The following is a 21,744-nucleotide window of genomic DNA, read 5'->3' as shown; positions in this document are numbered from 1 at the left end:
AATAAATGGAAGGGATCAGCTCCGGGCGAACGCCACCGCTTGCTGAAACTGCTCATCCGTCGGCCGTACGCCGGTGTAAAGCACAAATTGCTCCAGCGCCTGAATCGCGATCACTTCCAGCCCGGTGATCACTCGCTTGCCTTCAGCCCGCCCGCGCACGATCAGCGGCGTTTCCGAGGGGATCGCCACCACATCGAACACCGTCTCCGCCGCGGCAATGGTTTCAGCCTCGAACGCCAGTTGATCGGCTTCCGGCCCGCCGGTCATGCCGATCGGTGTGACGTTGATCAGCATTTGCGGGCGCTGGGCGCCCAATTCGGCTTGCCATTCATAGCCCAGCGATTCTGCCAACGCACGACCGGCTTGTTCATTGCGGGCGACGATCACGCCGTTTTTGTAACCACCGTCGCGCAACGCACTGGCCACAGCCTTGGCCATGCCGCCGCTGCCGCGCAGGGCGAAGGTCGATTCCCTGGGCACCTGATGCCTGGCAAGCAACTGGGCAATGGCGATGTAATCGGTGTTGTACGCCTTCAAATGGCCTTGGGTATTGACGATAGTGTTGATCGATTGAATGGCCGCCGCTGATGCATCCAACTCATCGACCAGCGCAATGCAGGCCTCCTTGAACGGCATCGACACGCCGCAACCCCGAATCCCCAGTGCGCGAATGCCACCGACGGCGCCCGGCAGGTCCTGGCTACTGAAGGCTTTGTAATAGAAGTTCAGGCCCAGTTGCTCGTACAGATGATTGTGAAAACGCAGGCCAAAGTTCCCGGGGCGCCCCGAGAGGGACATGCACAACTGGGTGTCTTTGTTGGGGTTCATCTGCATGTGGATCTCCTTCAATTGCACTTTCGGATGGACGGGATTAGCCAGGCCATCGTGTTCTGATCGATCATAAAAGCCTGCCTGCGCGCTGCATCGCAGGCCGGTAAGGAAGCCGGTACAGACCTTACACAAAATTTACCCAACGGCTGTGCTGATTTTCCAAAAAACGCTGTCTTAGATGTATCCCCGCGACAATCCTTGGGTCTATTGCAGACGCAAGCGCCGGGTCGAAGAACCGAGGAATTATCATGATCCGTAAAATCCCCACAGTAGCCTTGCTGATCGGTGTGCTCGCTGTCGCTGGCCAGGCAGAAGCTGGCGGTGGCCACGGCGGTCACGGTTGGGAAGGACCGGCGGTATTTGGCGCGATTGTCGGCACGGCCATCGTCGGATCGGCCCTGATTAACAGCAACCGGCCGGTGTATGTACAGCAACCGCAACCGGTTTACGTCCAGCCGCAACCGGTTTACGTGCAACAACCGCCACCGGTTTACTACCAGCCGGCCCCGGTCTACGTGCAACAACCGGTCTACTACGCGCCGCCACCGGTTTATTACGGTCCGCCACGTGGTTACTACGGTCCACCGCGCGGCTATTACGGCCCTCCCCATGGTTATGGCCGCTGGTAACAGTTTCATCAGGCCCCGCCTTAATAGCGGGGCCTTTTTTATGGCCGTTCGTCGGCGCGGGTCTGAAAAAATCGCGTCAAGGTCGCTGTCGGGACAGTCTTGGCGGCGTAAGTTGGCAAGATGGGTTCGAGCACTCTTCCCCCGCTTTGGGGAAAACGGTCATATTTATGTCATGACAGGTCCGCAAGCTTGGATCTGTCCGTAAACAACAGGTTGATAATAACAAGGACGACCTTATGCCCACGCAAAACCCGCACCGCATTGTCGGCTTGTGCACTTCCAGCAAGGTGTACAACGCCCTGACCGAACTCAAGCACCTGGAAGGCCATCGCAGCGCCAAGTTTCTCTCGCTGCTGGCGGAAAACCTGGTGCGCAAAGGCTTGCTCAACGAGCAGGAAGTGGTCCATATGCTGGATCTGGTGGTCGACTGACCGACAGCCGGTCGTTTGTACCGCTGGCGTCAATGACCACTATCGAAAGCGTTGATTGTCCGTTCCAGCGCCGGGTCCGTAAGGTAGCTCCATAGATTGATGGAGGTACTTATGTCCCAGGTTCAGATCATGTCCGTTATCGGCAGCGCCGTTCCCGCACCGCTCAGAGAGCTAGGATTGCTCGCCTGTTGGTACCTGGTGCAGGACGGCGAACCGATCAGCGGCCCGCTCACCTCGTTGCCGGCCGCCCAGGCGCTGTCGCAAAAGGTCGGCCAGGGCCAGCTCAGCGCCTAAGGCAGCTGAACCCGTGGCTTGGTTTCGATGAAGATCGCCCAGCTCGACATGAACAGCGCGGCGATCAGCGGCCCGATCACAAAGCCATTGAGGCCGAAGATCGCCAGGCCGCCCAGGGTCGAGATGAGGATCAGGTAGTCCGGCATCTTCGTATCCTTGCCCACCAGAATCGGGCGCAGCACGTTATCCACCAGGCCGATCACGAACACCCCGAACAACCCCAGCACCACGCCCTGCCAGATCGCCCCGGTGAACAGAAAAAACGCCGCCACCGGCGCCCAGACAATCCCCGCCCCCACCGCTGGCAACAGCGACAGAAACGCCATCAACACCGCCCAGAGCAACGCGCTGGGGATGTCCAGAAACCAGAAAATCAAACCGCCCAAGGCGCCTTGGGTGATCGCCACCAGCAGGTTGCCCTTCACCGTGGCCCGCACCACCCGATTGAACTTGAGTTGCAAACGGCGTTTCTGGTGCTCCTCCAGCGGCACGGCAGCGCGGACCTTGCGCGCCAGCTCGGCACCGTCGCGCAAAAAGAAGAACAGCAGGTAGAGCATGATGAAGAACCCCACCACGAAATCGAACGTGCCCTGGCCGAAACTGAAGGCCTGAGTGGCGATGAACTCATTGCCCGTCACCGCACTCTTGATGATTTTCTCGCGCAGCCCGTCCAGCTCGCCGACCCCGGCCCGGTCGAGCATGTGCTGAAAGTACGGAGGCAGGCTGTGCTTGAAATGCGTGACATACCCCGCGATATCCAGTTCGCCGCTTTCGATGCTCTTGTACACTGTGGCCCCCTCTTGAACCAGCAGGATACTGAGGATGATCACCGGTAAAATGGCGATGACCAGGCAGATGCTCAGGGTCAGCAGTGACGTCAGGTTGCGTTGCCAGCCAAACCTCAATTGCACCCGACGCTGCAGGGGCGCGAAGAGGATGCCGAGGATCACCGCCCAGAACACCGCACCGTAGAACGGCAGCAAAATCCAGATGAACGCGGCGGTGACCAGCCCCAGCAAAATCACCAGCGATTTGTTTTGTACTGTCTTTTCTGTCTCTTCGTTCATGTCCGATCCATGTCAGTCCGCCAGACGCTATCGCGCGTCCTGATGCTTAGTCCGCCACGGTTCGCGCGAGTGCCATCCGTTTGTTCATCAAGCATAGATCCAGATCAATGAACCCCGGCGGCAAGCCGCTTACTCTCGGCGGCTTTTGCGATCGACACCGCCATGACCTTTGCCACACCCCTCTCCACTCCTGAGCTGCTCGCCCCCGCCGGTGTAGTCGACGAACACCGCTATCTCTAAAACACCGCGAATCTGTAGGAGCTGGCTTGCCAGCGAAGAGGCCCCTGAGGTTTACATTGCCGCTGAGTCCGCCTTCGCTGGCAAGCCAGCTCCTACAGGGTCACGCAAATTCCTCGCGCAACATCGCCACAAACGCTTCTCGCGCCGGGTGCACCCCGGCGTTTTCATGCCAGTAAAACAGGTTGTCGATGGCCGTCAGCTCGGGGAATTCATACCCCACGCAACCGGCGCCCTTGGCGTATTGATCGAAGACGCCTTTGGGCACCAACGCGACGCCGGCGCCAGCGCTGACACACCCGACAATCGCCCCGTAACTGGCCAGGCTGACAATCGGCAGCGCCTGCCCCTGGCGCAACAGCCAATGCTCCAGCGCCGCCCGATAAGGACAACCTTGGGGCCACATGAACACGGTCTTGTCCTGCAAATCGGCGATATCACGCACCGGCCCCATCGATGTCGAGGCAATCAGCAGCAACTCCTCGCGGTACATCGGCGTGCGCTTGAGCTGCGAGCGCTCGACATCTACCGCGACGATCGCGCCGTCGAGCCGGTGATTGACCGTGTCATCGAGCAATTGCCCCCAGGTGCCGGTGGTCAGCTCCAGCGCAACCGCCGGGAAGCGTTTGTGGAATTTCGCCAGCAAGCGCGGCAAGCGACCGGTCGCGGACGATTCGATGGCGCCAATGCGCAACGGCCCGGACGGCTCGGCCGACGGATCCACCGCGCGTTTCGCTTCAGCCGTCAGGGCGAGAATCCTTGAGGCGTACACCAGAAAGGTCTGCCCCGACGGGCTGATGCGCAACCCGCGACCTTCGCGCAGAAACAGCGCGACACCCAGCTCCGCCTCCAGGGACTTGATCCGTGCCGTGATGTTCGACGGCACGCAATGCAACAGCTCGGCCGCCCGGGCGATGCTGCCGACGTCGGCGACGGTCTTGAACATGCGTAACTGAGCCAGCTCCATACATCACCTAAAGTGAACAGTTAGCGCAGTATAAGTCAGTTGTAGCGAACAGTCTGAATTCTGATACTCGGTGCCTATCCCCCACAGGTGCCCGACCATGCAAGCGCTCACAACCGCCTCCCACTCTCCGGTCAAAATCATCCTGGCCATGGCGTTTGTCGTCGCCTGCTGGGGTTATTCCCCGACCGGCATCCACATCGGCTTGCAGGCCTACGACCCTGTTCACCTGGCGCTGCTGCGGTTTCTGCTGGCCTCGGTGTTCATGGCCGTGGTCGCCCTGTTCCGAGGTATCCACCTGCCAACGCTTCGTGACCTGCCGCTGATGTTCGCCCTCGGTTTTTTTGCGGTGAGCCTGCACCACGTGGCGATCAATTTCGGCCAGCAAGGTGTCAGCGCCGGAGCCTCCAGTGTGTTGGCACAAACCACCCCGCTGTTCAGCACGCTGCTGGCGCGCTTCGTGTTCAAGGACCGGGTGAGCCTATGGCGCTGGGGTTGTGTGTTGCTCGGGTTGATCGGCGTGGTCATCGTGGTGGCCGGCGATCACGGACTGGGGAGCATTGACGCGCACGGCTTGTTGATTCTGTTGGCGGCGTTGTCCTGGAGTTTTTACTTTGCACTGCAAAAGCATCATGCCCGGCGCTACGACGGGCTGACGCTGGTCTGCTACACCGTGTGGGCCGGGACGGCGCTGCTGTTGATTTACCTGCCTGGCCTGGTGGATCAGGTGCTCCGTGCGCCGGTTCATGTGCAGTTGGCGGTGGTTTCGTTAGGCGTGTTTCCCAGCGCCCTGGCGTATCTGGCCTGGGCCTATGTGTTGGCTCATGTGGACCTGAGCCGCGCGACGATGACCTTGTATCTGGTGCCACCGACGGCGATGGCGATTGCGTCTTTTGCGCTGGGTGAGCGGCCGACGTTGATGATTGTCGTGGGTGGGCTGGTGGTGTTGGTGAGTGTGTTGGCGTTGAATCTGGAGCGGCGTGGGGTGGTTGGGATTGCCAGGGTCTGATCATTGATTTGTGGTGTGGCGTCTGGCGTCTTCGCGAGCAAGCCCGCTCCCACATTGGTTTTGTGAACACTGGAGATCGAATGTGGGAGCGGGCTTGCTCGCGAAGAACGATGACGCGGTACACCGTCGTGTACAAAAAACCCGGCACGTAGGCCGGGTTCTGTTTATCGCCTGTCATCGGACAGCGGTGTTGGTTCATCCGCCGGAGGCACGTCCTCTTTCGCTCCCGGGTCCATCCAGTCTTCAGGTGGGTCCGAGTCTGCGCTGGCCGGGTCCAGCGAAGGATCCCGGCCGGGCGGCGTATCGTTGTCCGGAGGCACCTCCTCCGTACCGGGGATCGGTCTGGTGGGATCGATGTCGGACGTTCCACCCTGGAACATTGAATCGTTAGCCATGACGCACCTCACTGATGAGGTCCAGCAAATCTGGGCCGTACTCGTTGGAAACGGCCCCGCAACCGGGGTGCTATCGAGAAGACCAACGGTTGTCAGCGATCCGCCGAAAAACGGTCGCGACTGTTACTCAGGTGCAGCCACATGGCCGCCCGCGCCGCATCGGCATCCTGGCGTTTGATGGCGTTGAGAATCGCCTCGTGCTCAAGGTTGGCAAGCTGCCCGAGCTTGCTCAAATCCGCCGATCCTCGCTCCGCCGCGTTGACCCGGGTACGCGGGATCATGGCGTTGCCCAGTTGCTGCATGATCTCGGTGAAGCACACATTGCCGGTGGCTTCGGCGATCAGCAGGTGGAAGCGTTTGTCGGCCTCGACGCAGCTGTCGTTGTTGGCCAGCAGGCTTTGATAATCGTCGAGCGCTTCGCGCATCTGCGCCAATTGCTGGTCCGTGCGGCGGATGGCCGCCAGCGCCGCAGCCTGGGTTTCGAGGCCCATGCGCAACTCCAGAATGCTGCGCACCCCCAGCGCGGTATCGACGTTCAGTCGCAGGCCCTGCTCCGGTGCTCGCTCGATCACAAACGTGCCGATGCCGTGGTGGGTTTCCACCAACCCGGAGGCCTGCAACTTCGAGATCGCCTCGCGCACCACGGTGCGACTGACTCCGTGCTCCTGAACGATCGAGTTCTCCGACGGCAGTTTGTCGCCCGGCAACATCTGCCCGAGCAGGATGCTCTGGGTCAGTTTGGCGACCAGGTCATGGGCCAGGTTGTGGGTGCGCTTGCGCGCAGGCGCGTCGAGGTCTTCTTGCATGGCGATCATCCAAAAGCAGGGCTAACGGGATCGTAGCACTGCGATCGGTTGGAATCTCTTGAAAACCCGCCGCCACTTGTATGACAACACTCAACATTTGAGGCAATGGAAACCACAATAACTGCAACAGCCAACCGCAAAATGAATAACTACACGCCACAGAAGCTCTATTTTATTGAACAACAACCCTTGCAGGACGAAAAAACCTAGTTGTATGATGTCTATCAACAAGTAACACCCAGATACACCCCGCATAAAAATAATCAGTGGGAGATAACGCAGTGAATACACCCCTATCCGGGATGCACGACGGCGCCAATTCGGTCCTGACGTCCGCCATCTCAAAAGTGAAACGGCACGTCCTGCCCCTGTTCGTCATCATGTTCATCGTCAACTACATTGACCGCGTGAACATCGGCTTCGTCCGCGCCCACATGGAACATGACTTGGGCATTGGCGCTGCCGCCTACGGCCTCGGCGCCGGCCTGTTCTTCATCGGTTACGCGCTGTTCGAAGTCCCCTCCAACATCCTCCTGCAAAAAGTCGGCGCACGAATCTGGCTGACCCGCATCATGCTGACCTGGGGCCTGGTGGCCGCCGGCATGGCCTTCATCCAGAACGAAACCCACTTCTACATCCTGCGATTTCTGCTGGGCGTGGCGGAAGCCGGGTTCTTTCCCGGAGTGATTTATTACTTCACCCGCTGGTTGCCCGGCGTAGAACGCGGCAAGGCGATTGCGATCTTCCTCAGCGGCTCGGCGATTGCGTCACTGATTTCCGGCCCGTTGTCCGGCTTGCTCCTGCAAATCAGCGGCTTTGGCCTGCATGGCTGGCAATGGATGTACTTTATCGAGGGCATGTTTTCGGTGGGGTTGTGCGTATTTGTGTGGTTCTGGCTTGACTCCAAACCCCACGACGCCAAGTGGCTGAGCCGCGAAGAGCAGGACGCATTGGTCAAGGCCATCGACGATGAACAACTGGCCCGCGAAGCCGCGACGCCGGTCAAACCGTCCTTAAGCAAGCTGCTCAAGGACCGCCAGATCATCCTGTTCTGCCTGATCTACTTCTTCATCCAACTGACCATCTATGCCGCGACCTTCTGGCTGCCGAGCATCATCAAGAAGATGGGCGACCTCAGTGACATTCAGGTCGGGCTGTTCAACTCGATCCCGTGGTTGCTGTCGATCGTCGGCATGTACGCCTTCGCCTCGCTGTCGGCCAAATGGAAGCACCAGCAAGCCTGGGTCGCCGCTGCCCTATTGATCGCGGCGGCCGGGATGTTCATGTCCACCACCGGCGGGCCGATCTTCGCGTTCGTGGCGATCTGCTTCGCGGCGCTGGGTTTCAAATCGGCGTCGTCGCTGTTCTGGCCGATTCCCCAGGCTTACCTGGATGCGCGCATCGCCGCTGGAGTGATCGCCTTGATCAACTCGGTGGGCAACCTCGGCGGCTTCGTCGCGCCGACCACCTTCGGCCTGCTGGAAGAACACACTGGTTCGATTCAGGGCGGGCTGTACGGCTTGGCCGCGACGTCGATCATTGCCGCGATCATCGTCTTCGCCGCTCGCAACACACCAAAATCCGCACCTGCCGTTGCACTGGATCAACCAGCGCCTAATCACGCCTGAACATTGCTTTAAAAGGACAAGAACATGAACCCACAAGAAGCCGCTAAAGCCCCGATCATCACCAGCATGCAAGTCGTTCCGGTGGCCGGGCACGATGGCATGTTGCTCAACCTGAGCGGCGCCCACGGGCCGTTTTTCACCCGCAATATCGTGATCCTCAAGGACAACGCCGGGCACACCGGTGTCGGCGAAGTACCGGGTGGCGAGCGCATTCGCCAGACGCTGGAAGACGCGCGCAGCCTGGTGGTCGGCAGCCCGATTGGCACCTATCAGAAGATCCTCAATCAGGTGCGCCAGACCTTCGCCGACCGTGATGCTGGCGGCCGTGGCCTGCAGACGTTCGACCTGCGCATCACCATTCACGCGGTCACCGGCCTGGAAGCGGCGCTGCTTGATCTGCTCGGCCAGCACCTGGACGTGCCCGTGGCGGCACTGCTCGGCGAAGGCCAGCAGCGCGATGAAGTGAAGATGCTGGGCTACCTGTTTTACGTCGGCGATCGCAACGAAACCGACCTGGCTTACCGCAGCGAACACGACGCCGACAACGACTGGTTTCGCGTGCGTCACGAGAAAGCCATGACCGCCGACGCGGTGGTGCGCCTGGCCGAGGCCGCGCACGCCCGTTACGGCTTCAAGGACTTCAAACTCAAGGGCGGCGTGCTCAGTGGCGACGAAGAAATCGAAGCCGTCACCGCCCTGGCCGAACGCTTCCCTGATGCGCGCATCACCCTTGATCCGAATGGCGCGTGGTCGCTGAAAGAAGCCATCCGTTTGTGCCGCGATCAACACCGTGTGCTGGCCTATGCCGAGGACCCGTGTGGCGCAGAAAACGGTTACTCGGGCCGCGAAGTCATGGCCGAGTTTCGCCGCGCCACGGGCCTGAAAACCGCGACCAATATGATCGCCACCGACTGGCGGGAAATGGGCCACGCAATCCAGTTGCAATCAGTCGACATTCCGCTGGCCGACCCGCATTTCTGGACGATGCAGGGCTCGGTCCGCGTGGCGCAGATGTGCCACGAGTGGGGCCTGACCTGGGGCTCGCATTCCAACAACCACTTCGATATTTCCCTGGCGATGTTCACCCACGTCGCGGCCGCCGCGCCGGGTGAAATCACCGCCATCGACACCCACTGGATCTGGCAGGACGGCCAGCGCCTGACCAAGGCGCCACTGCAAATCGTCGGCGGCTGCGTGCAGGTGCCGAAGAAACCCGGGCTGGGGGTCGAACTGGACATGGATCAACTGGCCAAGGCCCATGAGCTGTACAAAGGCATGGGATTGGGCGCACGGGATGACAGCGTGGCGATGCAGTTTTTGATTCCCGGGTGGACGTTCGATAACAAGCGGCCATGCCTGGTGCGCTAACACTCCGAAAAACACCACAACCCTGTAGGAGCAGAGCTTGCTCGCGAAGACGGCGGCACATCTTGCATCAACGTGACTGAGAGGCCGCGTTCGCGAGCAAGCCCGCTCCCACAGTGGGTTTTGGGGTGGGCCGTTACTGCGTGGTGGCTTTGAGGCCCGTGAGCAGAAGGTGATTTGATGTTCATCGAATAACCCAGCCACACCGCATGTCCCCTGTGGGAGCCAGCCTGCTGGCGATGGCGTCGTGTCAGTCAACATCTTCGTGACTGACAGACAGCCATCGCTAGCAGGCTAGCTCCCACAGAAATTTGGCCTGATCACCAGGGACGGGTTTTAATAACCGCTCTGAAATCAGCGGCCAACGCAATGAACTCTCACAAATCGATGAAAACCCTTCCCGGCGTTGCCAGACCAAAAATCCTGGCGATGGGTTTGGCATTGTTCGCCACAGCCCCTTGTTTTGCGCTGGATAACATCGAGACGGTGGTGAATGCCGCCGTACGACCGGTCATGCAAGCCCAGGCCGTTCCCGGTATCGCCGTGGCCGTGACCGTCGACGGAAAGCCGCATTACTTCAACTACGGCGTGGCCTCGAAAGAATACGGCAACGCCGTCACCGAAAACACCCTGTTCGAGATCGGCTCGGTGAGCAAAACCTTCACTGCCACCCTCGCCGCCTATGCCCAGGCCAGCGGCAAAATTTCCCTGTCAGACAAGGCCAGCCATATTCTTCCTGAATTTCGTGGCAGCGCGTTCGACACCATCAGCGTGCTGCAACTCGGTACCTACAGCGCCGGCGGCCTGCCGCTGCAATTCCCCAGCGAAGCCGACGCGCCGGACAAGATGCTCGGCTATTTCAAACAGTGGAAACCGACCTACGCCGCTGGCAGCCATCGGCTGTATTCGAACCCAAGCATTGGATTGTTCGGATACCTCGCGGCGCACACCCTGGGCGCTCCGTTTGATGACGTGATGGCAAACACCCTGCTGCCGAAACTCGGGTTGAAGCACACCTACCTCAAAGTGCCGCAGGACCAGATGGAGCTGTACGCGCAGGGCTACAACAAGCAAGACCAACCGGTGCGTGTCACGCCGGGAGCACTGGACTCAGAGGCATATGGGGTGAAAACCAGCGCGGCGGACCTGATCCGGTATGTTGAGGCGAACATGAAACCCGAGGGACTGGAAAAACCTCTGCAGCAAGCCATCGCCACGACTCACACCGGCTATTACACGGTCGGCGACATGACTCAGGGCCTGGGTTGGGAGCTTTACAACTATCCGATCACCCTCGAAAAATTACTCGCTGGCAACTCGACGCCAATGGCCATGGAAGCGCACACCGTCCAGTGGCTGAACCCGCCTCGAGCGCAACCGGAAAACGCGCTGATCAACAAAACCGGCTCGACGGGTGGCTTCGGTGCGTATATCGCGTACGTGCCCTCGAAAGACATCGGCATCGTGATCCTGGCCAACAAAAACTACCCAATCCCGGACCGAGTCAAAATCGCTCATACAATACTGAACGCCCTGGCCCAATAGCCAAAACAACTGCTACGGGCGAACGTACGGCATCGGCAGCTGCGGGGGTTCAATCATCCGGCATTTCTGGAGGTTTGGCAGGCTTGGCGGGTTTGCCCGGCTTTGTGCCTTTGACACCCTTGGCCGGTGCAGCTTCCTCAACCGGTGGCGGCGTCGGCACCGCAGCTTCTTTCTCGGACGCCGGCAGTTGGTCGACGGCATCGAAAATCGCCTTCAGCTCGACCGCCCCCGACTCTTCAAGCTTTTTCTCCCCGTCCTTGCCAACCAGAATCACCTTGCTCTTCGCCCCGGCTCCCAACTTGAGCGAGCGGATCAACGCCGCCGTGTCTTGTGGCCCGAGGTCTTTGCCTTCGCGCTGCCCCATCAGATTGAGCACCGTGTACAGCACCATGTTGCGATCAGTGAAACCCTTGCGGTTGGCCGGCTCATCCAGCGATTTTTTCAGGCTGACCCACGTCGGATCGACTGTGCTCGGCGCGATGACGATCAGCGGCCGGGCCCTGCCCTTGTCCATGTCCAGCGGTGAGTCGCCATCGGCGGCGAACAAGGGGCCGGCGACAGTCAGCAGGGTAGCCAGGGTCAATGACCTGATGAGCATGCGCATCTCCTTTTGATATCCACGCTCTAATGATTGCGCATCGCGGCGTTCGTTCCGGGTGACGCACCGCAAATTGTCTCTCGCCTTGCCCCAAGCTTAGGTCAGGGCGGTCATTGCGCAACAGGCTGGGCTAATCTCATCACTGAAAACGAGACACCTGATCCACCGTGAGGATCGCGCTATGAGGATCATGCCATGAGCGCTCAGCTGAACCACACCATCGTCTGGTGCCGCGACAAGCAGACGTCGGCCAACTATCTGGCCGACATCCTCGGCCTGCCCCGCCCCGAACCCTTCGGCCCGATGCTGGTCGTCAAGTTCGACAACGGTGTGTCGCTGGATTTCTACGACAACGACCCGCCGATTGCCTCGCAACACTATGCGTTTTTGATCGGTGACGAGGATTTCGATGCCGCCTTCGCCCGCCTGCAAGCGCGACAGCAGCCCTGGTGGGCCGACCCCGGCAAGCAGCGACCGAATGAGATCAACGATTATGGCGGTGGCCGACGGGTCTACTTCGATGACCCGGACGGCCACCTGCTGGAGATTCTGACCCGAGCCTAAGCAGCGACCACGGCCAACGCCGGTTCGCTCTCGGCCCAGAGTTCACCGCCATGGGCCTGGACGATGCTGCGGCAAATGTACAACCCCAGGCCCACGGAATCAGAACGCCAGTTTGTACCCGATCAGCACCAGCATCGTGGCCAGGCAAGGACGCAGTACTTCATCGGAGATCCGGCCGGTCAAATGACTGCCCAGGTAAATTCCCGGCAGCGAACCGACCAGCAAGTAGCCCAGCACCTGCCAGTCCATGTTGCCCATGCTGGCGTGGCCGAGACCGGCGACCAGGGTCAGCGGTACGGCGTGGGCGATTTCCGTGCCGACCAGGCGCCGGGTCGGCAGCAGCGGATAGAGGATGAACAACGCCACGGTGCCGAGGGCGCCAGCGCCGATGGAGGTCAGCGCGACCATCGTGCCAAGCACCAGGCCGGTGATGACCGTGAGCGCATTGAGTCGCGAGCCGCTGGGGTTGTAGCTGCCACCGGCCCGTTTGTGGGCGAAATCGAGCAGGCGTCTCTTGAAGAAAATCGCCAGTGCCGTGGCAAACAGCACGAAGCCCAGGGCCTGTTTGATCACGGCGTTCATGGCATCAGGGGACGTGTGCAATGTGCTGAGGAACCACAGCGTCATGGCAACCGCCGGCACGCTGCCGAGGGTCAGCCAACCGGTAATCGCCCAATCGATGTTCTTGTTCTTTCTGTGAACCAGCACGCCGCTGGATTTGGTAATCGCCGCGTACAGCAAGTCCGTACCCACCGCCGTCGCGGGGTTGATGCCGAACCACAGGAGGATCGGCGTCATCAGCGAGCCGCCGCCCACGCCGGTCATGCCGACGATGAAACCCACCACCAAACCTGCAACCACCAAACCGAAGTTAACGAAATCCATTAACACGCCCACAAAAAACGCATGAAAAAACTGGCCCGCAGCATAGCGATTTTTCTTATAACCACTTATATCAATGCGAACTATCGTTATTCCGTAAACGCTTATCTCATGTAGCAGCTGTCGAGCCTGCGAGGCTGCGTTCGGCTGCGCAGCAGTCGCGAAATCAGGCGATGTGGTGCATCAGATAGACCGTGTCCTCAGGTTTTACGACTGCTGCGCAGCCGAACGCAGCCTCGCAAGCTCGACAGCTGCTACAGAGCCGAATGCAGCCTCGCAGGCTCGACAGGCGCTACGGGACCGGTTGTACAGGGGATTACTGCACGGGCAGGAAATTCAGGAACAGCAGGCTTTGCGCGTAGTTCAGGCCGATCCGGCGGTAGCGCTCATCGAGCATCTGCGTCAGCAAATCCAGGCGCGCCACAATTTTGCCGAACTCCACGGCAAAACTCAGGTTGCTGCCCTCCTCCGAGATTTCGTTGGAGAACAACAACGGCTCGCCGCTTTTGCTTTGCCGTTGGCTGAGGATCCAGGTGGCTTTCTCGATGTTGCGCGCGGCGTTGCTGACGAAGGTTGGGTTGATCGCATCCGTCATGTAGAACTCCAGACGGTTGCCGTGAGCGGTGACCAGCATGCTCCCGATGGCATAGATGAAGGCCCCGACCCGGTCGCCGAGGAACTGCGGACTCATGGCATAACTGAGCGCCGCCAGGTCTTTTTTGCCTCCGAGCGTCGGCAGCGGTTGTTGCTGTTCGATGGTCATGCGCACTTGTTTTTCAGCAGTGCGGGCGTCGAGGAACCCGGATTTTTTCAACTCGTCGGGGTTGCGCAGGTAGAGCTTGCTCATCAGCAAATACAGGCTGTCGAGGTTATCGCGCATCGTCAGGGTCGCCATGCGGTCGACGCTGGTCTGGAGGAATTCCTGGGGTTTGCCCTCGCGAAACTGATTGACGATGTCGCTGCCCTGCTGCTGGCTGCACCCCGTGGCGAAGCACATCGACAAGCAGGCCAACAGCAGGCTGTTGCGGCGGATTTTCAGTGTAACAAAGGGTAAAACTCGAGCCATGGGTTCTTGAACTTGGGCATGGGCTTGCGGTGGGGATCGCCGCAGGCTGGCCAAGGATAGAACCGCCAATCCCGAAAAAGTGCAGTGCCGACGGTCCGTTCAACAAAAACCTGGCTTCGCACAATCCTCGTAGCAGCTGTCGAGGTACGAGGCTGCGTTCGGCTGCGCAGCAGTCGTAAATTCAGGCAACGCGGTGTGTCAGGCAAACCCGGTACGCAGGTTTTGCGAGGACATCGTCCTCGAACGCAGCCTCGCAGGCTCGACAGCTGCTACAGGTCCACGGAACCACTGGGCGATTTTGCTGCCAACTGATGTATTAATTGAATGTCAAAAAAGGAGGTTTGCATGCGCACGCTTCAATTAGCCGGCGTCGACGTACCGGTCATCGGACAAGGCACTTGGCGCATGGGTGAGGATGCCTCCCTGCGAACCCGGGAAGTCGCAGCGCTGCGCCAGGGCATCGAGTTGGGCATGACCCTGATCGACACCGCCGAAATGTACGGCGAAGGCGGCGCCGAGGAAGTGGTGGGTGAAGCCATCGCCGGCCTGCGCGACCAGGTCTTTCTGGTCAGCAAGGTCTACCCGCATAACGCCAGCCGCCAAGGCATCCCCCAGGCCTGCGAGCGCAGCCTGCGGCGGCTCGGCAGCGATTTCATTGATTTATACCTGTTGCATTGGCGCGGCCAGTATCCCTTGGCGGAAACGGTCGAAGCCTTTGAGCGCCTGCGGGAACAAGGCAAGATCGGCCGTTGGGGCGTGTCCAATTTCGACCTCGACGACTTGCACGAACTGGACTCACCAGCCTGCGCTACCAACCAGGTGCTCTACAACCTGGAAGAGCGCGGCATCGAATTCGATCTGCTGCCCTGGTGCCAACAGCATCGGTTGCCCTTGATGGCCTACTGTCCGATCGGCCAGGGTGGGAATATGCTGGTCAATTCAACACTTAAGCAGGTGGCCAACCGTCACGGCGTGACGCCTGCCCAGGTATCGCTGGCATGGATTCTTCGTCAGGAAGGAGTGATCGCCATCCCCAAAGCGGTCGGACCCGAGCATGTGAGGCTCAATGCGCAAGCGGCGCAGTTGCATCTGGACGCTGGGGATCTGGAGGCGCTGGACCAGGCTTTTCACGCGCCACATCGAAAGCAGCGGTTGGCCATGGTCTGAGCCATCGCGGTCTGTCAGAGGCTTCGGCATGAGAAGCACCGATCCGCTTGATTCATTCAATCTGCAACGCTTTATCCAGGCGCAGGACCCGGTGTTCAAACGGGTTCAGGACGAACTGGGTGCAGGTCACAAGCGCAGTCACTGGATGTGGTTCATCTTTCCGCAGCTTGCAGGGTTGGGGGGCAGCGAAATGTCGCGCCACTTTGCCATTCGTTCCGCCGAGGAAGCCACGGCGTATCTGAATCATCCGCTCCTGGGCTCACGACTGCGCACCTGCACGCAGCTGGTGCTGAACATTGAAAAGAGCTCGATTGCCGCCATATTCGGCCACCCCGACAACCTCAAATTTCATTCCTCGATGACGTTGTTCGCCCAGGTCGCGGGCGATGACAGTCTCTTTCATCAAGCCTTGAACAAGTACTTCCACGGCATTCTGGATGACTGGACGCTGTCGCTGCTGGACTCAAAACAGGCCCAGTTGCCCACCAATCAAGGTTGAAAAGTCGTCGTCCACGAACGGCAGGATCGCGTCCGCCACTGGTTGCAGTTGCCGTGTCACGTAGTGGTCGTAATCGATGGGCGCGCTGCGGATCTCCAGCGGCTCGGGCCCGGCGACGGTGATCACGTAACTGATCCAGCCACCGTTCTGGTATTGCCGCGGCCGGCCCTGCTGGTCGTTGTACTCGTCAGCAATCCGCGCCGCCCGCACATGAGGCGGCACGTTGCGTTCATAGTCATTGAGGGTGCGGCGCAGGCGCTTGCGGTAGATCAGCCGGTCGTCGAACTCACCGGCCAGGGTTTTGCGTACGTAGTCACGCACGTAATCCTGATACGGCTGGCGATTGAAGATGCGCAGGTACAGCTCCTGCTGGAATTGCCGGGCCAGCGGCGACCAGTCGGTGCGCACGGTTTCCAGACCTTTGTAGACCATCTCGTCGCTGCCATCGGCGCGGGTGACCAGCCCGGCATAACGCTTCTTGCTGCCCTCCTCGGCGCCGCGAATGGTCGGCATCAGGAAACGTTTGTAGTGGGTTTCGAACTGCAACTCCAGCGCACTCACCAGGCCATATTCCTCCTGCACATGCTCACGCCACCACTGGTTGACGTGATCCACCAGCGCGTGACCGATCTTCGCCGCCTCTTCCTGACCGTGGGCACGGCGCAGCCAGACGAAGGTCGAGTCGGTGTCGCCGTAAATCACCGTGTGGCCCTGGGCTTCAATCAACTGTCGGGTGCGCAGCATGATCTCGTGGCCGCGCAAGGTAATCGACGACGCCAGGCGCGTATCGAAGAAGCGGCAACCGCTGGAACCGAGCACGCCGTAGAAGGCGTTCATGATGATCTTCAGCGCCTGGGACAGCGGTGCGTTATGTTCGCGTTTGGCGGTTTCCCGGCCTTCGGCGACTCGGGCGACGATGGCCGGCAGGCAATGCCGGGTTCTGGAAAAACGTGCGCCGCGAAAACCGGGCACCGATTCGCTGTCATCGGGATGCTTGAGTCCCTCGATCAGACCCACCGGGTCGATGAGGAAGGTGCGGATAATCGATGGATAAAGGCTTTTGTAGTCAAGCACCAGCACCGATTCGTACAGCCCCGGTTGCGAGTCCATGACAAACCCGCCGGGGCTGGCTTGAGCGGGCTTGCCGCCGAGATTGGGCGCGACGAAACCCTGGCGGTGCATCAGTGGCATGTAGAGGTGCGTGAACGCCGCCACCGAGCCGCCGCTGCGGTCCGCGGGCAAACCGGTAACGCTGGCCCGCTCCAGCAGGAAGGTCAGCAGTTCGGTCTTGGCGAAAATCCGCGTGACCAGTTCGCAGTCCTTGAGGTTGTATTTGGCCAGCGCCGGTTTGTCCTCGGCAAACATGCGATTGATTTCGTCCATGCGCTGGTACGGGTTGTCGATCGACTTGCCTTCGCCGAGCAGGGTTTGCGCGACGTTTTCCAGGCTGAATGACGGGAAGCTCCAGGTGGCCGAACGCAGGGATTCGATGCCGTCGATGATCAGCCGGCCCGCGGCGGCGGCAAAGTAATGGTTGCGGCTGCCGTGTTCGCGCCACTGCATTTCTTCGCCGCCGCGCCCCAGTTTCAGCGGCACCCCGAGGCGCCGGGCGTGTTCGTGAAGGACGCGCAGGTCGAACTGCACAACGTTCCAGCCAATGATCGCGTCAGGGTCGTGCCGGGCGAACCATTCGTTGAGCTTTTTCAGCAGCAGGGTTCGGGAGTCGCAGTATTCAAGCTGGAAATCCACCTCGCGGTCATCGCCATTGGGCGGGCCGAGCATGTAGACCTGACGCTCGCCGCAGCCTTCCAGGGCGATGGAATACAACTCGCCCTGCGCGGTGGTTTCGATGTCCAGCGACACCAGCCTGAGCTTGGGACGGTAGGCGGGATCGGGTTTCATTTGCGCGTCGAGCAGCAGGCCTTCGGCATTCAGCGTGCCGCCAAAGATCACCGGCGCGGTGATGAAGCGTTCCATCATGTAGCGTTCCGGCGGGCGCACGTCGGCTTCGAACATATCGACGCCGGCCCTGCGCAGTGCGGTTTCCAGGCGCATCAACTGACCGTGTTGCTGGCAATACAGGCCGAGCACCGGGCGGTGCTCGAAATCCTCAAGGGCCAACGGTTTCAGTTCGACGTTTTTCTCGCCCCGCAACAGCACCTCGGCCTGCTCGCGCTGCGCTGCCGGGATGAACGCCACCGAGGGTTGATAAGGCAGGCGGATTCGTCGGGGACCGCTATCGGTCGCCAGCCAAAACTCGACTTCCGTACCGGCCGGGGTATCGCGCCAATGCCGGGTCAGGACGAAGCCCTGCTGTAAATCCACCACTGCAACCTCAAATTTGATTCTGGCTGCAATTCTACCCGTCATTGCGGGGGATAGCCCGCCTGGCTCAGGCATGTCAGGCAGAGGTAGAACCTGTGGAAGCGAGCCTGCTCGCGAAGGCGGTGGCTCAGTCGACTCCTGTATTGAATGACACACAGCTATCGCGAGCAGGCTCGCTCCCACAGGGGTTCGGTACCCCCGTCGGAGGGCAGGTGTTTGTTGACTGGATGGGCGAGGTTTCCGAAGAAAAACCGCCGAATGACGTTTTTTGCGCGTTATCTGCCGCTTTCTACCTTGCCCTTCGGGCTCAGGTCTACGATTCTTCAAGGATAACGACAACACCCGAGAAGCCACCATGAAAACCGTCGCCCAATTGCTGAAGCTCAAGGCTGAACAAAATCATGCAGTCCACATCATTGCGCCTCATCAAATGGTGCTGGAAGCGTTGATGGTCATGGCCGCGAAAAACGTCGGAGCATTGCCGGTCGTGAAAAATGGCGAAGTCGTCGGCATCATCAGCGAGCGTGACTATGCGCGCAAACTGGTGCTCAAGGGCCGCTCTTCCGTCGGCACACCGGTGGAAGACATCATGGTCTCGCCGGTGATTACCGTGGACACCCATCAAACCGTCGAAACCTGCATGGGCATCATGTCCGACAAGCGCCTGCGCCACCTGCCGGTGGTGGAAAACGGCCAGTTGATCGGTTTGCTGTCGATTGGCGACCTGGTCAAGGAAGCCATCGCCGAACAGGCTGAGCTGATCCGGCAGTTGGAGCAGTACATCCGCGGCGAGTGATTGCGAAACACCACAAATTAAAATGTGGGAGCGGCGGTGCTCAGGAGGGCCAATGCCGGGCGAAGACCGGGGCCAATGTCGGGTGGCGGTCGATTCGTGTCAGCCAGGCGAAAAAACCGGGTCGGGCATGGCGCAGGTACTCCCGACTGCCTTCCCAGCGCGTCACCACCGCCGCCAGCACATCCAGCGCACCCGGGGTTTCATCGCCCAGGTATAAATCCCCGGAAAACTGATCGGCAAACACCTCCCAGCTCCAATGCAGTCGCTGGCGGGTACCGGCCATGAGGTTTTCCCTGGACGACTGATCCGCCTTGGCCAACCAGCGTTCGGGGTAATCGATGATGCCGATGGCCGCATAGCAATTGCTGACGATGTACACCATTCCCCGGATGACTTGATCGCGCTCGGCGACGTCTTCCGGCAGCAAGTTCGACTTGGGGAACATCAGTCCCAGGTGAATCAGGATCGCCGCACTTTCGGTGAGAACGCCTCCGTCGGGCTTTTGCAGCGTTGGAATCTGCTTGAGTGGATTGAGCTTTTCCAGGGCCTTGGCCGCCTCCGGGGAGGTCTCGACATCAATGAAGCGATAAGGAATCTCGCAAAGCTCCAGTGCCGCTTCAATGGCCGCGGCGCCGGAGTTTTTGTGTCCGTAGAGCTGGTACATAAACTCGTCCTCGAGATTCGGTGTTGTTTGAGCGGTCGATCAACAGATCTCAACCTGCGACATCAGGCTATTGAGTGTAGAAGCCACCATCGACCGCACCGCTGCCACCCGTCGACCGCACCATCACGCCCGCGATAGGCATGTCGCTCACCTCATCAATGCTGTCGATGTTCACCATCACGTCAATGAAGTTCTCATAAAAAATCCACGGCGTAACATCAGCTCCATACCAAACAACTACACCCCGGAGCACACGATCATGAAACGCCAAACCCTCCTCAGCATCGCTTTCTCGGTTTTTGCAGTTAACGCGTTCGCCGCGACCTCGACTCACCCGGTTGTCGCTGAAGGCGGCTCGGATCGACTGATTGAAAGTCGTGGCTGAAGGTGGTTCGGATCGTCTGATCGAGAACCGCGTGGCGGAAGGTGGTTCGGATCGTCTGATCGAAAAACGCGTGGCTGAAGGTGGTTCGGATCGTCTGATCGAAAGCCGCGTCGCTGAAGGTGGTTCCGACCGCCTGATCGAAAACCGCGTTGCCGAAGGTGGCTCGGATCGTCTGATCGAAAGCCGCGCCGCATGAGTCAATGGCTTCGCCTCCGCACATAACGAAAAACCCGGCCTGATCAGCCGGGTTTTTTTGTGGTTTTTTTTCGGCTCACTCAGCGCGCCATGCATCGCTTGTAACGTTCATCAACCCGTTTGGCGAACCATGCTGTGGTGAGTTTTCGGGTGATTTTCGGACTCTCCAACACGATCCCCGGCAACACCGCACGCGGCAGTGACCGGCCTTCGGCCTTTTCCGCCAGGGCGAAAACCCGCTCATACAGTTGGGTGTCCTCGAACGCGAGGCTTTTGCCCTCCTCCAGTTGGTCCCGGATGGTCGGATTGCGCATGCCCAGTTGCTTGCCGAGGGTGCGCACTGCCAGTTCCGTGGTGCCGGGCATGATGGAATCGTAGCGAACCAAATCACCGTCCAGCGCCAGCGGTATTCCGGAAGCACGACTCACGGCGTTCTGAAACGCCGCGTTGCGACTGGCGTACCAACCGGCATTGAAATCGGCGAAGCGGTAAAGCGGTTGCTGGTAGCTCACGGGGTAACCGAGCAAGTGGGCAATGCCGAAATACATCCCGCCACGGCGCGTGAACACCTCATGCCGGATCGAGCCCTGCACCGGGTACGGATACTGCTTTGCCTGTTCCTCGGCGAAATCGATGCTGACCTGCATCGGGCCACCGGTATGAACCGGGTTGAAACCACCGAACAGGGTCCGGCCCATGGGCACCATGCCGATGAAGTCATCGAAAATCGCGCTCAGCTCTTTTTCGCTGCGCGCGGCATTCAAGCGGTCGCTGTAGCTTTTGCCGTTGGATGAACTCACTTGCAACGCGCCGCTCACCAGCAGGCCGGGAATATGCGCCTTGGCGGCGCGGCGGTCGATCTCCTCACGGGCGATCTTGCCCAGGCCCGGCACTGGCGGGTCCACCTGGAAGGTCGATTCCTGCTCGGCGACTGCCAGTACCGAGCACAGGTTTTGCGTAGAAGGGTAAATATTTTGGGCGGCAAAAGCTGCGTAGATGTCCGTGGCCCAGCCTTGGCGGTCGACAGTTTTGGCCGGCAGCAGGCGCACGATTTCGGCCTTGACCTCGGCGGGCTTGCGCGCCGGAGGTTGTTGCGTGCGCTGAGTCCCGCAACCCGCCAGAATCAGCAGCGCCGCGATACTCATGATCAATCGATTGGCTTGCATGGTGCTCCATCAATTCCGTTGAGCCAGGTTAACCATACGACCAATGGCATGGCGCAGGCTATGACTGCGGCCGTCGTCGACTGTTCCACACACTCCCGATCGGCCTGCGTTCGGCTCCGTAGCAGCTGTCGAGCTTGCGAGGCTGCGTTCGGCTGCGCAGCAGTCGTGAAATCAGGCGATGCGGTGTTTCAGACAGACCGCGCATTCAGGTTTTACGACTGCTGCGCAGCCGAACG

General features: G+C 60.0%; 23 protein-coding genes and 1 pseudogene. 12 read left to right on the top strand and 12 right to left on the bottom strand.

Features of this window, described 5'->3' with window-relative positions; translation table 11 throughout:
- Positions 1–15: 15 nt before the first annotated feature.
- Entirely contained in the window at positions 16–834 is an 819-nt protein-coding gene (locus ACIPL2_RS29860) for a shikimate 5-dehydrogenase (protein ID WP_401362875.1), read from the bottom strand.
- Positions 835–1,079: 245 nt separating this feature from the next.
- On the opposite strand from ACIPL2_RS29860, the gene ACIPL2_RS29855 reads away from it, so the two are divergent.
- From ACIPL2_RS29855 to ACIPL2_RS29845, 3 genes are all read left to right on the top strand, one after another.
- Complete coding sequence (locus ACIPL2_RS29855; protein WP_401362872.1) at positions 1,080–1,460, top strand: hypothetical protein; 381 nt, start codon at positions 1,080–1,082, stop codon at positions 1,458–1,460.
- Between the two features lie 236 nt (positions 1,461–1,696).
- Entirely contained in the window at positions 1,697–1,891 is a 195-nt protein-coding gene (locus ACIPL2_RS29850) for a hypothetical protein (RefSeq protein ID WP_003179723.1), read from the top strand.
- 111 nt (positions 1,892–2,002) lie between these two features.
- Positions 2,003–2,185, top strand: coding sequence for a hypothetical protein (locus ACIPL2_RS29845; RefSeq protein ID WP_401362868.1), 183 nt, complete (start codon positions 2,003–2,005; stop codon positions 2,183–2,185).
- Here ACIPL2_RS29845 and ACIPL2_RS29840 read toward each other — a convergent pair.
- Together ACIPL2_RS29840 and ACIPL2_RS29835 are read right to left on the bottom strand one after the other, a co-directional pair.
- Positions 2,182–3,252, bottom strand: a complete 1,071-nt coding sequence (locus ACIPL2_RS29840; RefSeq protein WP_401362865.1) for an AI-2E family transporter — start codon at positions 3,250–3,252, stop codon at positions 2,182–2,184. The genes ACIPL2_RS29845 and ACIPL2_RS29840 overlap by 4 nt on opposite strands.
- Positions 3,253–3,592: 340 nt before the next feature.
- The gene (locus ACIPL2_RS29835) at positions 3,593–4,456 is read right to left on the bottom strand and encodes a LysR family transcriptional regulator (RefSeq protein ID WP_401362862.1); all 864 of its coding nucleotides are present in this window, start codon (positions 4,454–4,456) and stop codon (positions 3,593–3,595) included.
- A 97-nt stretch (positions 4,457–4,553) separates the two neighbouring features.
- Between ACIPL2_RS29835 and ACIPL2_RS29830 the strand changes: the two genes are divergently transcribed.
- Positions 4,554–5,462 carry a DMT family transporter gene (locus ACIPL2_RS29830; protein ID WP_401362859.1) on the top strand — a complete coding sequence of 303 codons (909 nt, stop codon included), beginning with the start codon at positions 4,554–4,556 and terminating at the stop codon, positions 5,460–5,462.
- Between the two features lie 487 nt (positions 5,463–5,949).
- Here the strand turns inward: ACIPL2_RS29830 and ACIPL2_RS29825 are convergent, their stop codons facing one another.
- Positions 5,950–6,663 carry a FadR/GntR family transcriptional regulator gene (locus ACIPL2_RS29825; protein WP_401362856.1) on the bottom strand — a complete coding sequence of 238 codons (714 nt, stop codon included), beginning with the start codon at positions 6,661–6,663 and terminating at the stop codon, positions 5,950–5,952.
- Between the two features lie 302 nt (positions 6,664–6,965).
- On the opposite strand from ACIPL2_RS29825, the gene ACIPL2_RS29820 reads away from it, so the two are divergent.
- From ACIPL2_RS29820 to ampC, 3 genes are all read left to right on the top strand, one after another.
- On the top strand, positions 6,966–8,291 hold the full coding sequence (locus tag ACIPL2_RS29820) for an MFS transporter (RefSeq protein WP_401362972.1): 1,326 nt from the start codon (positions 6,966–6,968) through the stop codon (positions 8,289–8,291).
- A 24-nt stretch (positions 8,292–8,315) separates the two neighbouring features.
- Positions 8,316–9,659, top strand: coding sequence for a glucarate dehydratase (gene gudD, locus ACIPL2_RS29815; RefSeq protein ID WP_401362854.1), 1,344 nt, complete (start codon positions 8,316–8,318; stop codon positions 9,657–9,659).
- A 384-nt stretch (positions 9,660–10,043) separates the two neighbouring features.
- The gene (ampC, locus tag ACIPL2_RS29810) at positions 10,044–11,201 is read left to right on the top strand and encodes a class C beta-lactamase (RefSeq protein WP_401362969.1); all 1,158 of its coding nucleotides are present in this window, start codon (positions 10,044–10,046) and stop codon (positions 11,199–11,201) included.
- Positions 11,202–11,250: 49 nt separating this feature from the next.
- On the opposite strand, the gene ACIPL2_RS29805 is transcribed toward ampC, so the two are convergent.
- Positions 11,251–11,799, bottom strand: a complete 549-nt coding sequence (locus ACIPL2_RS29805) for a DUF4174 domain-containing protein (protein WP_401362851.1) — start codon at positions 11,797–11,799, stop codon at positions 11,251–11,253.
- Positions 11,800–11,994: 195 nt separating this feature from the next.
- Between ACIPL2_RS29805 and ACIPL2_RS29800 the strand changes: the two genes are divergently transcribed.
- Entirely contained in the window at positions 11,995–12,363 is a 369-nt protein-coding gene (locus tag ACIPL2_RS29800; protein WP_401362848.1) for a VOC family protein, read from the top strand.
- On the opposite strand, the gene ACIPL2_RS29795 is transcribed toward ACIPL2_RS29800, so the two are convergent.
- From ACIPL2_RS29795 to ACIPL2_RS29785, 3 genes are all read right to left on the bottom strand, one after another.
- The gene (locus tag ACIPL2_RS29795) at positions 12,360–12,458 is read right to left on the bottom strand and encodes an ATP-binding protein (protein WP_401362845.1); all 99 of its coding nucleotides are present in this window, start codon (positions 12,456–12,458) and stop codon (positions 12,360–12,362) included. The two genes, ACIPL2_RS29800 and ACIPL2_RS29795, sit on opposite strands and share 4 nt — an antisense overlap.
- A 4-nt stretch (positions 12,459–12,462) precedes the next feature.
- Complete coding sequence (locus tag ACIPL2_RS29790; RefSeq protein WP_401362842.1) at positions 12,463–13,248, bottom strand: sulfite exporter TauE/SafE family protein; 786 nt, start codon at positions 13,246–13,248, stop codon at positions 12,463–12,465.
- A 313-nt stretch (positions 13,249–13,561) separates the two neighbouring features.
- Positions 13,562–14,311, bottom strand: coding sequence for a hypothetical protein (locus tag ACIPL2_RS29785; protein ID WP_401362839.1), 750 nt, complete (start codon positions 14,309–14,311; stop codon positions 13,562–13,564).
- 345 nt (positions 14,312–14,656) lie between these two features.
- On the opposite strand from ACIPL2_RS29785, the gene ACIPL2_RS29780 reads away from it, so the two are divergent.
- Together ACIPL2_RS29780 and ACIPL2_RS29775 are read left to right on the top strand one after the other, a co-directional pair.
- A complete protein-coding gene (locus tag ACIPL2_RS29780; RefSeq protein ID WP_401362836.1) occupies positions 14,657–15,478 on the top strand; it encodes an aldo/keto reductase in 822 nt (273 codons plus the stop codon).
- Positions 15,479–15,506: 28 nt separating this feature from the next.
- Positions 15,507–15,977 (top strand): DUF1810 domain-containing protein, encoded by a 471-nt coding sequence (locus tag ACIPL2_RS29775; protein WP_401362833.1) that lies wholly within the window; start codon positions 15,507–15,509, stop codon positions 15,975–15,977.
- On the opposite strand, the gene ACIPL2_RS29770 is transcribed toward ACIPL2_RS29775, so the two are convergent.
- Positions 15,942–18,302 carry a DNA polymerase II gene (locus tag ACIPL2_RS29770; RefSeq protein ID WP_401362830.1) on the bottom strand — a complete coding sequence of 787 codons (2,361 nt, stop codon included), beginning with the start codon at positions 18,300–18,302 and terminating at the stop codon, positions 15,942–15,944. The genes ACIPL2_RS29775 and ACIPL2_RS29770 overlap by 36 nt on opposite strands.
- A gap of 355 nt (positions 18,303–18,657) precedes the next feature.
- Here ACIPL2_RS29770 and ACIPL2_RS29765 point away from each other — a divergent pair, with 355 nt between their 5' ends.
- Entirely contained in the window at positions 18,658–19,098 is a 441-nt protein-coding gene (locus ACIPL2_RS29765; RefSeq protein WP_401362827.1) for a CBS domain-containing protein, read from the top strand.
- Positions 19,099–19,138: 40 nt separating this feature from the next.
- Here ACIPL2_RS29765 and ACIPL2_RS29760 read toward each other — a convergent pair whose 3' ends face one another.
- Together ACIPL2_RS29760 and ACIPL2_RS29755 are read right to left on the bottom strand one after the other, a co-directional pair.
- A complete protein-coding gene (locus tag ACIPL2_RS29760; protein WP_401362824.1) occupies positions 19,139–19,762 on the bottom strand; it encodes a glutathione S-transferase in 624 nt (207 codons plus the stop codon).
- A gap of 67 nt (positions 19,763–19,829) precedes the next feature.
- On the bottom strand, positions 19,830–20,033 hold the full coding sequence (locus tag ACIPL2_RS29755) for a hypothetical protein (protein WP_401362821.1): 204 nt from the start codon (positions 20,031–20,033) through the stop codon (positions 19,830–19,832).
- On the opposite strand from ACIPL2_RS29755, the pseudogene ACIPL2_RS29750 reads away from it, so the two are divergent.
- Positions 20,022–20,340 (top strand): annotated as a pseudogene (locus ACIPL2_RS29750) (phage infection protein); the annotation flags it as partial. The gene ACIPL2_RS29755 and the pseudogene ACIPL2_RS29750 sit on opposite strands and share 12 nt — an antisense overlap.
- Before the next feature lie 82 nt (positions 20,341–20,422).
- Here the strand turns inward: ACIPL2_RS29750 and ACIPL2_RS29745 are convergent.
- Positions 20,423–21,508, bottom strand: a complete 1,086-nt coding sequence (locus ACIPL2_RS29745) for a DUF1615 domain-containing protein (RefSeq protein WP_401362819.1) — start codon at positions 21,506–21,508, stop codon at positions 20,423–20,425.
- Positions 21,509–21,744: the final 236 nt, after the last annotated feature.

Origin of the sequence: Pseudomonas sp. NPDC086251, assembly GCF_044746405.1 — a bacterium.
Classification (GTDB): domain Bacteria; phylum Pseudomonadota; class Gammaproteobacteria; order Pseudomonadales; family Pseudomonadaceae; genus Aquipseudomonas.
This window is presented reverse-complemented; position numbering and strand designations above follow the sequence as displayed.

Coding starts and splice junctions, on each gene's coding strand:
- ACIPL2_RS29860 (WP_401362875.1), bottom strand. CDS start 834: ATGCAGATGAACCCCAACAAAGACACCCAGTTGTGCATGTCCCTCTCG.
- ACIPL2_RS29855 (WP_401362872.1), top strand. CDS start 1,080: ATGATCCGTAAAATCCCCACAGTAGCCTTGCTGATCGGTGTGCTCGCT.
- ACIPL2_RS29850 (WP_003179723.1), top strand. CDS start 1,697: ATGCCCACGCAAAACCCGCACCGCATTGTCGGCTTGTGCACTTCCAGC.
- ACIPL2_RS29845 (WP_401362868.1), top strand. CDS start 2,003: ATGTCCCAGGTTCAGATCATGTCCGTTATCGGCAGCGCCGTTCCCGCA.
- ACIPL2_RS29840 (WP_401362865.1), bottom strand. CDS start 3,252: ATGAACGAAGAGACAGAAAAGACAGTACAAAACAAATCGCTGGTGATT.
- ACIPL2_RS29835 (WP_401362862.1), bottom strand. CDS start 4,456: ATGGAGCTGGCTCAGTTACGCATGTTCAAGACCGTCGCCGACGTCGGC.
- ACIPL2_RS29830 (WP_401362859.1), top strand. CDS start 4,554: ATGCAAGCGCTCACAACCGCCTCCCACTCTCCGGTCAAAATCATCCTG.
- ACIPL2_RS29825 (WP_401362856.1), bottom strand. CDS start 6,663: ATGCAAGAAGACCTCGACGCGCCTGCGCGCAAGCGCACCCACAACCTG.
- ACIPL2_RS29820 (WP_401362972.1), top strand. CDS start 6,966: ATGCACGACGGCGCCAATTCGGTCCTGACGTCCGCCATCTCAAAAGTG.
- gudD (WP_401362854.1), top strand. CDS start 8,316: ATGAACCCACAAGAAGCCGCTAAAGCCCCGATCATCACCAGCATGCAA.
- ampC (WP_401362969.1), top strand. CDS start 10,044: ATGAAAACCCTTCCCGGCGTTGCCAGACCAAAAATCCTGGCGATGGGT.
- ACIPL2_RS29805 (WP_401362851.1), bottom strand. CDS start 11,799: ATGCTCATCAGGTCATTGACCCTGGCTACCCTGCTGACTGTCGCCGGC.
- ACIPL2_RS29800 (WP_401362848.1), top strand. CDS start 11,995: ATGAGCGCTCAGCTGAACCACACCATCGTCTGGTGCCGCGACAAGCAG.
- ACIPL2_RS29790 (WP_401362842.1), bottom strand. CDS start 13,248: ATGGATTTCGTTAACTTCGGTTTGGTGGTTGCAGGTTTGGTGGTGGGT.
- ACIPL2_RS29785 (WP_401362839.1), bottom strand. CDS start 14,311: ATGGCTCGAGTTTTACCCTTTGTTACACTGAAAATCCGCCGCAACAGC.
- ACIPL2_RS29780 (WP_401362836.1), top strand. CDS start 14,657: ATGCGCACGCTTCAATTAGCCGGCGTCGACGTACCGGTCATCGGACAA.
- ACIPL2_RS29775 (WP_401362833.1), top strand. CDS start 15,507: ATGAGAAGCACCGATCCGCTTGATTCATTCAATCTGCAACGCTTTATC.
- ACIPL2_RS29765 (WP_401362827.1), top strand. CDS start 18,658: ATGAAAACCGTCGCCCAATTGCTGAAGCTCAAGGCTGAACAAAATCAT.
- ACIPL2_RS29760 (WP_401362824.1), bottom strand. CDS start 19,762: ATGTACCAGCTCTACGGACACAAAAACTCCGGCGCCGCGGCCATTGAA.
- ACIPL2_RS29745 (WP_401362819.1), bottom strand. CDS start 21,508: ATGCAAGCCAATCGATTGATCATGAGTATCGCGGCGCTGCTGATTCTG.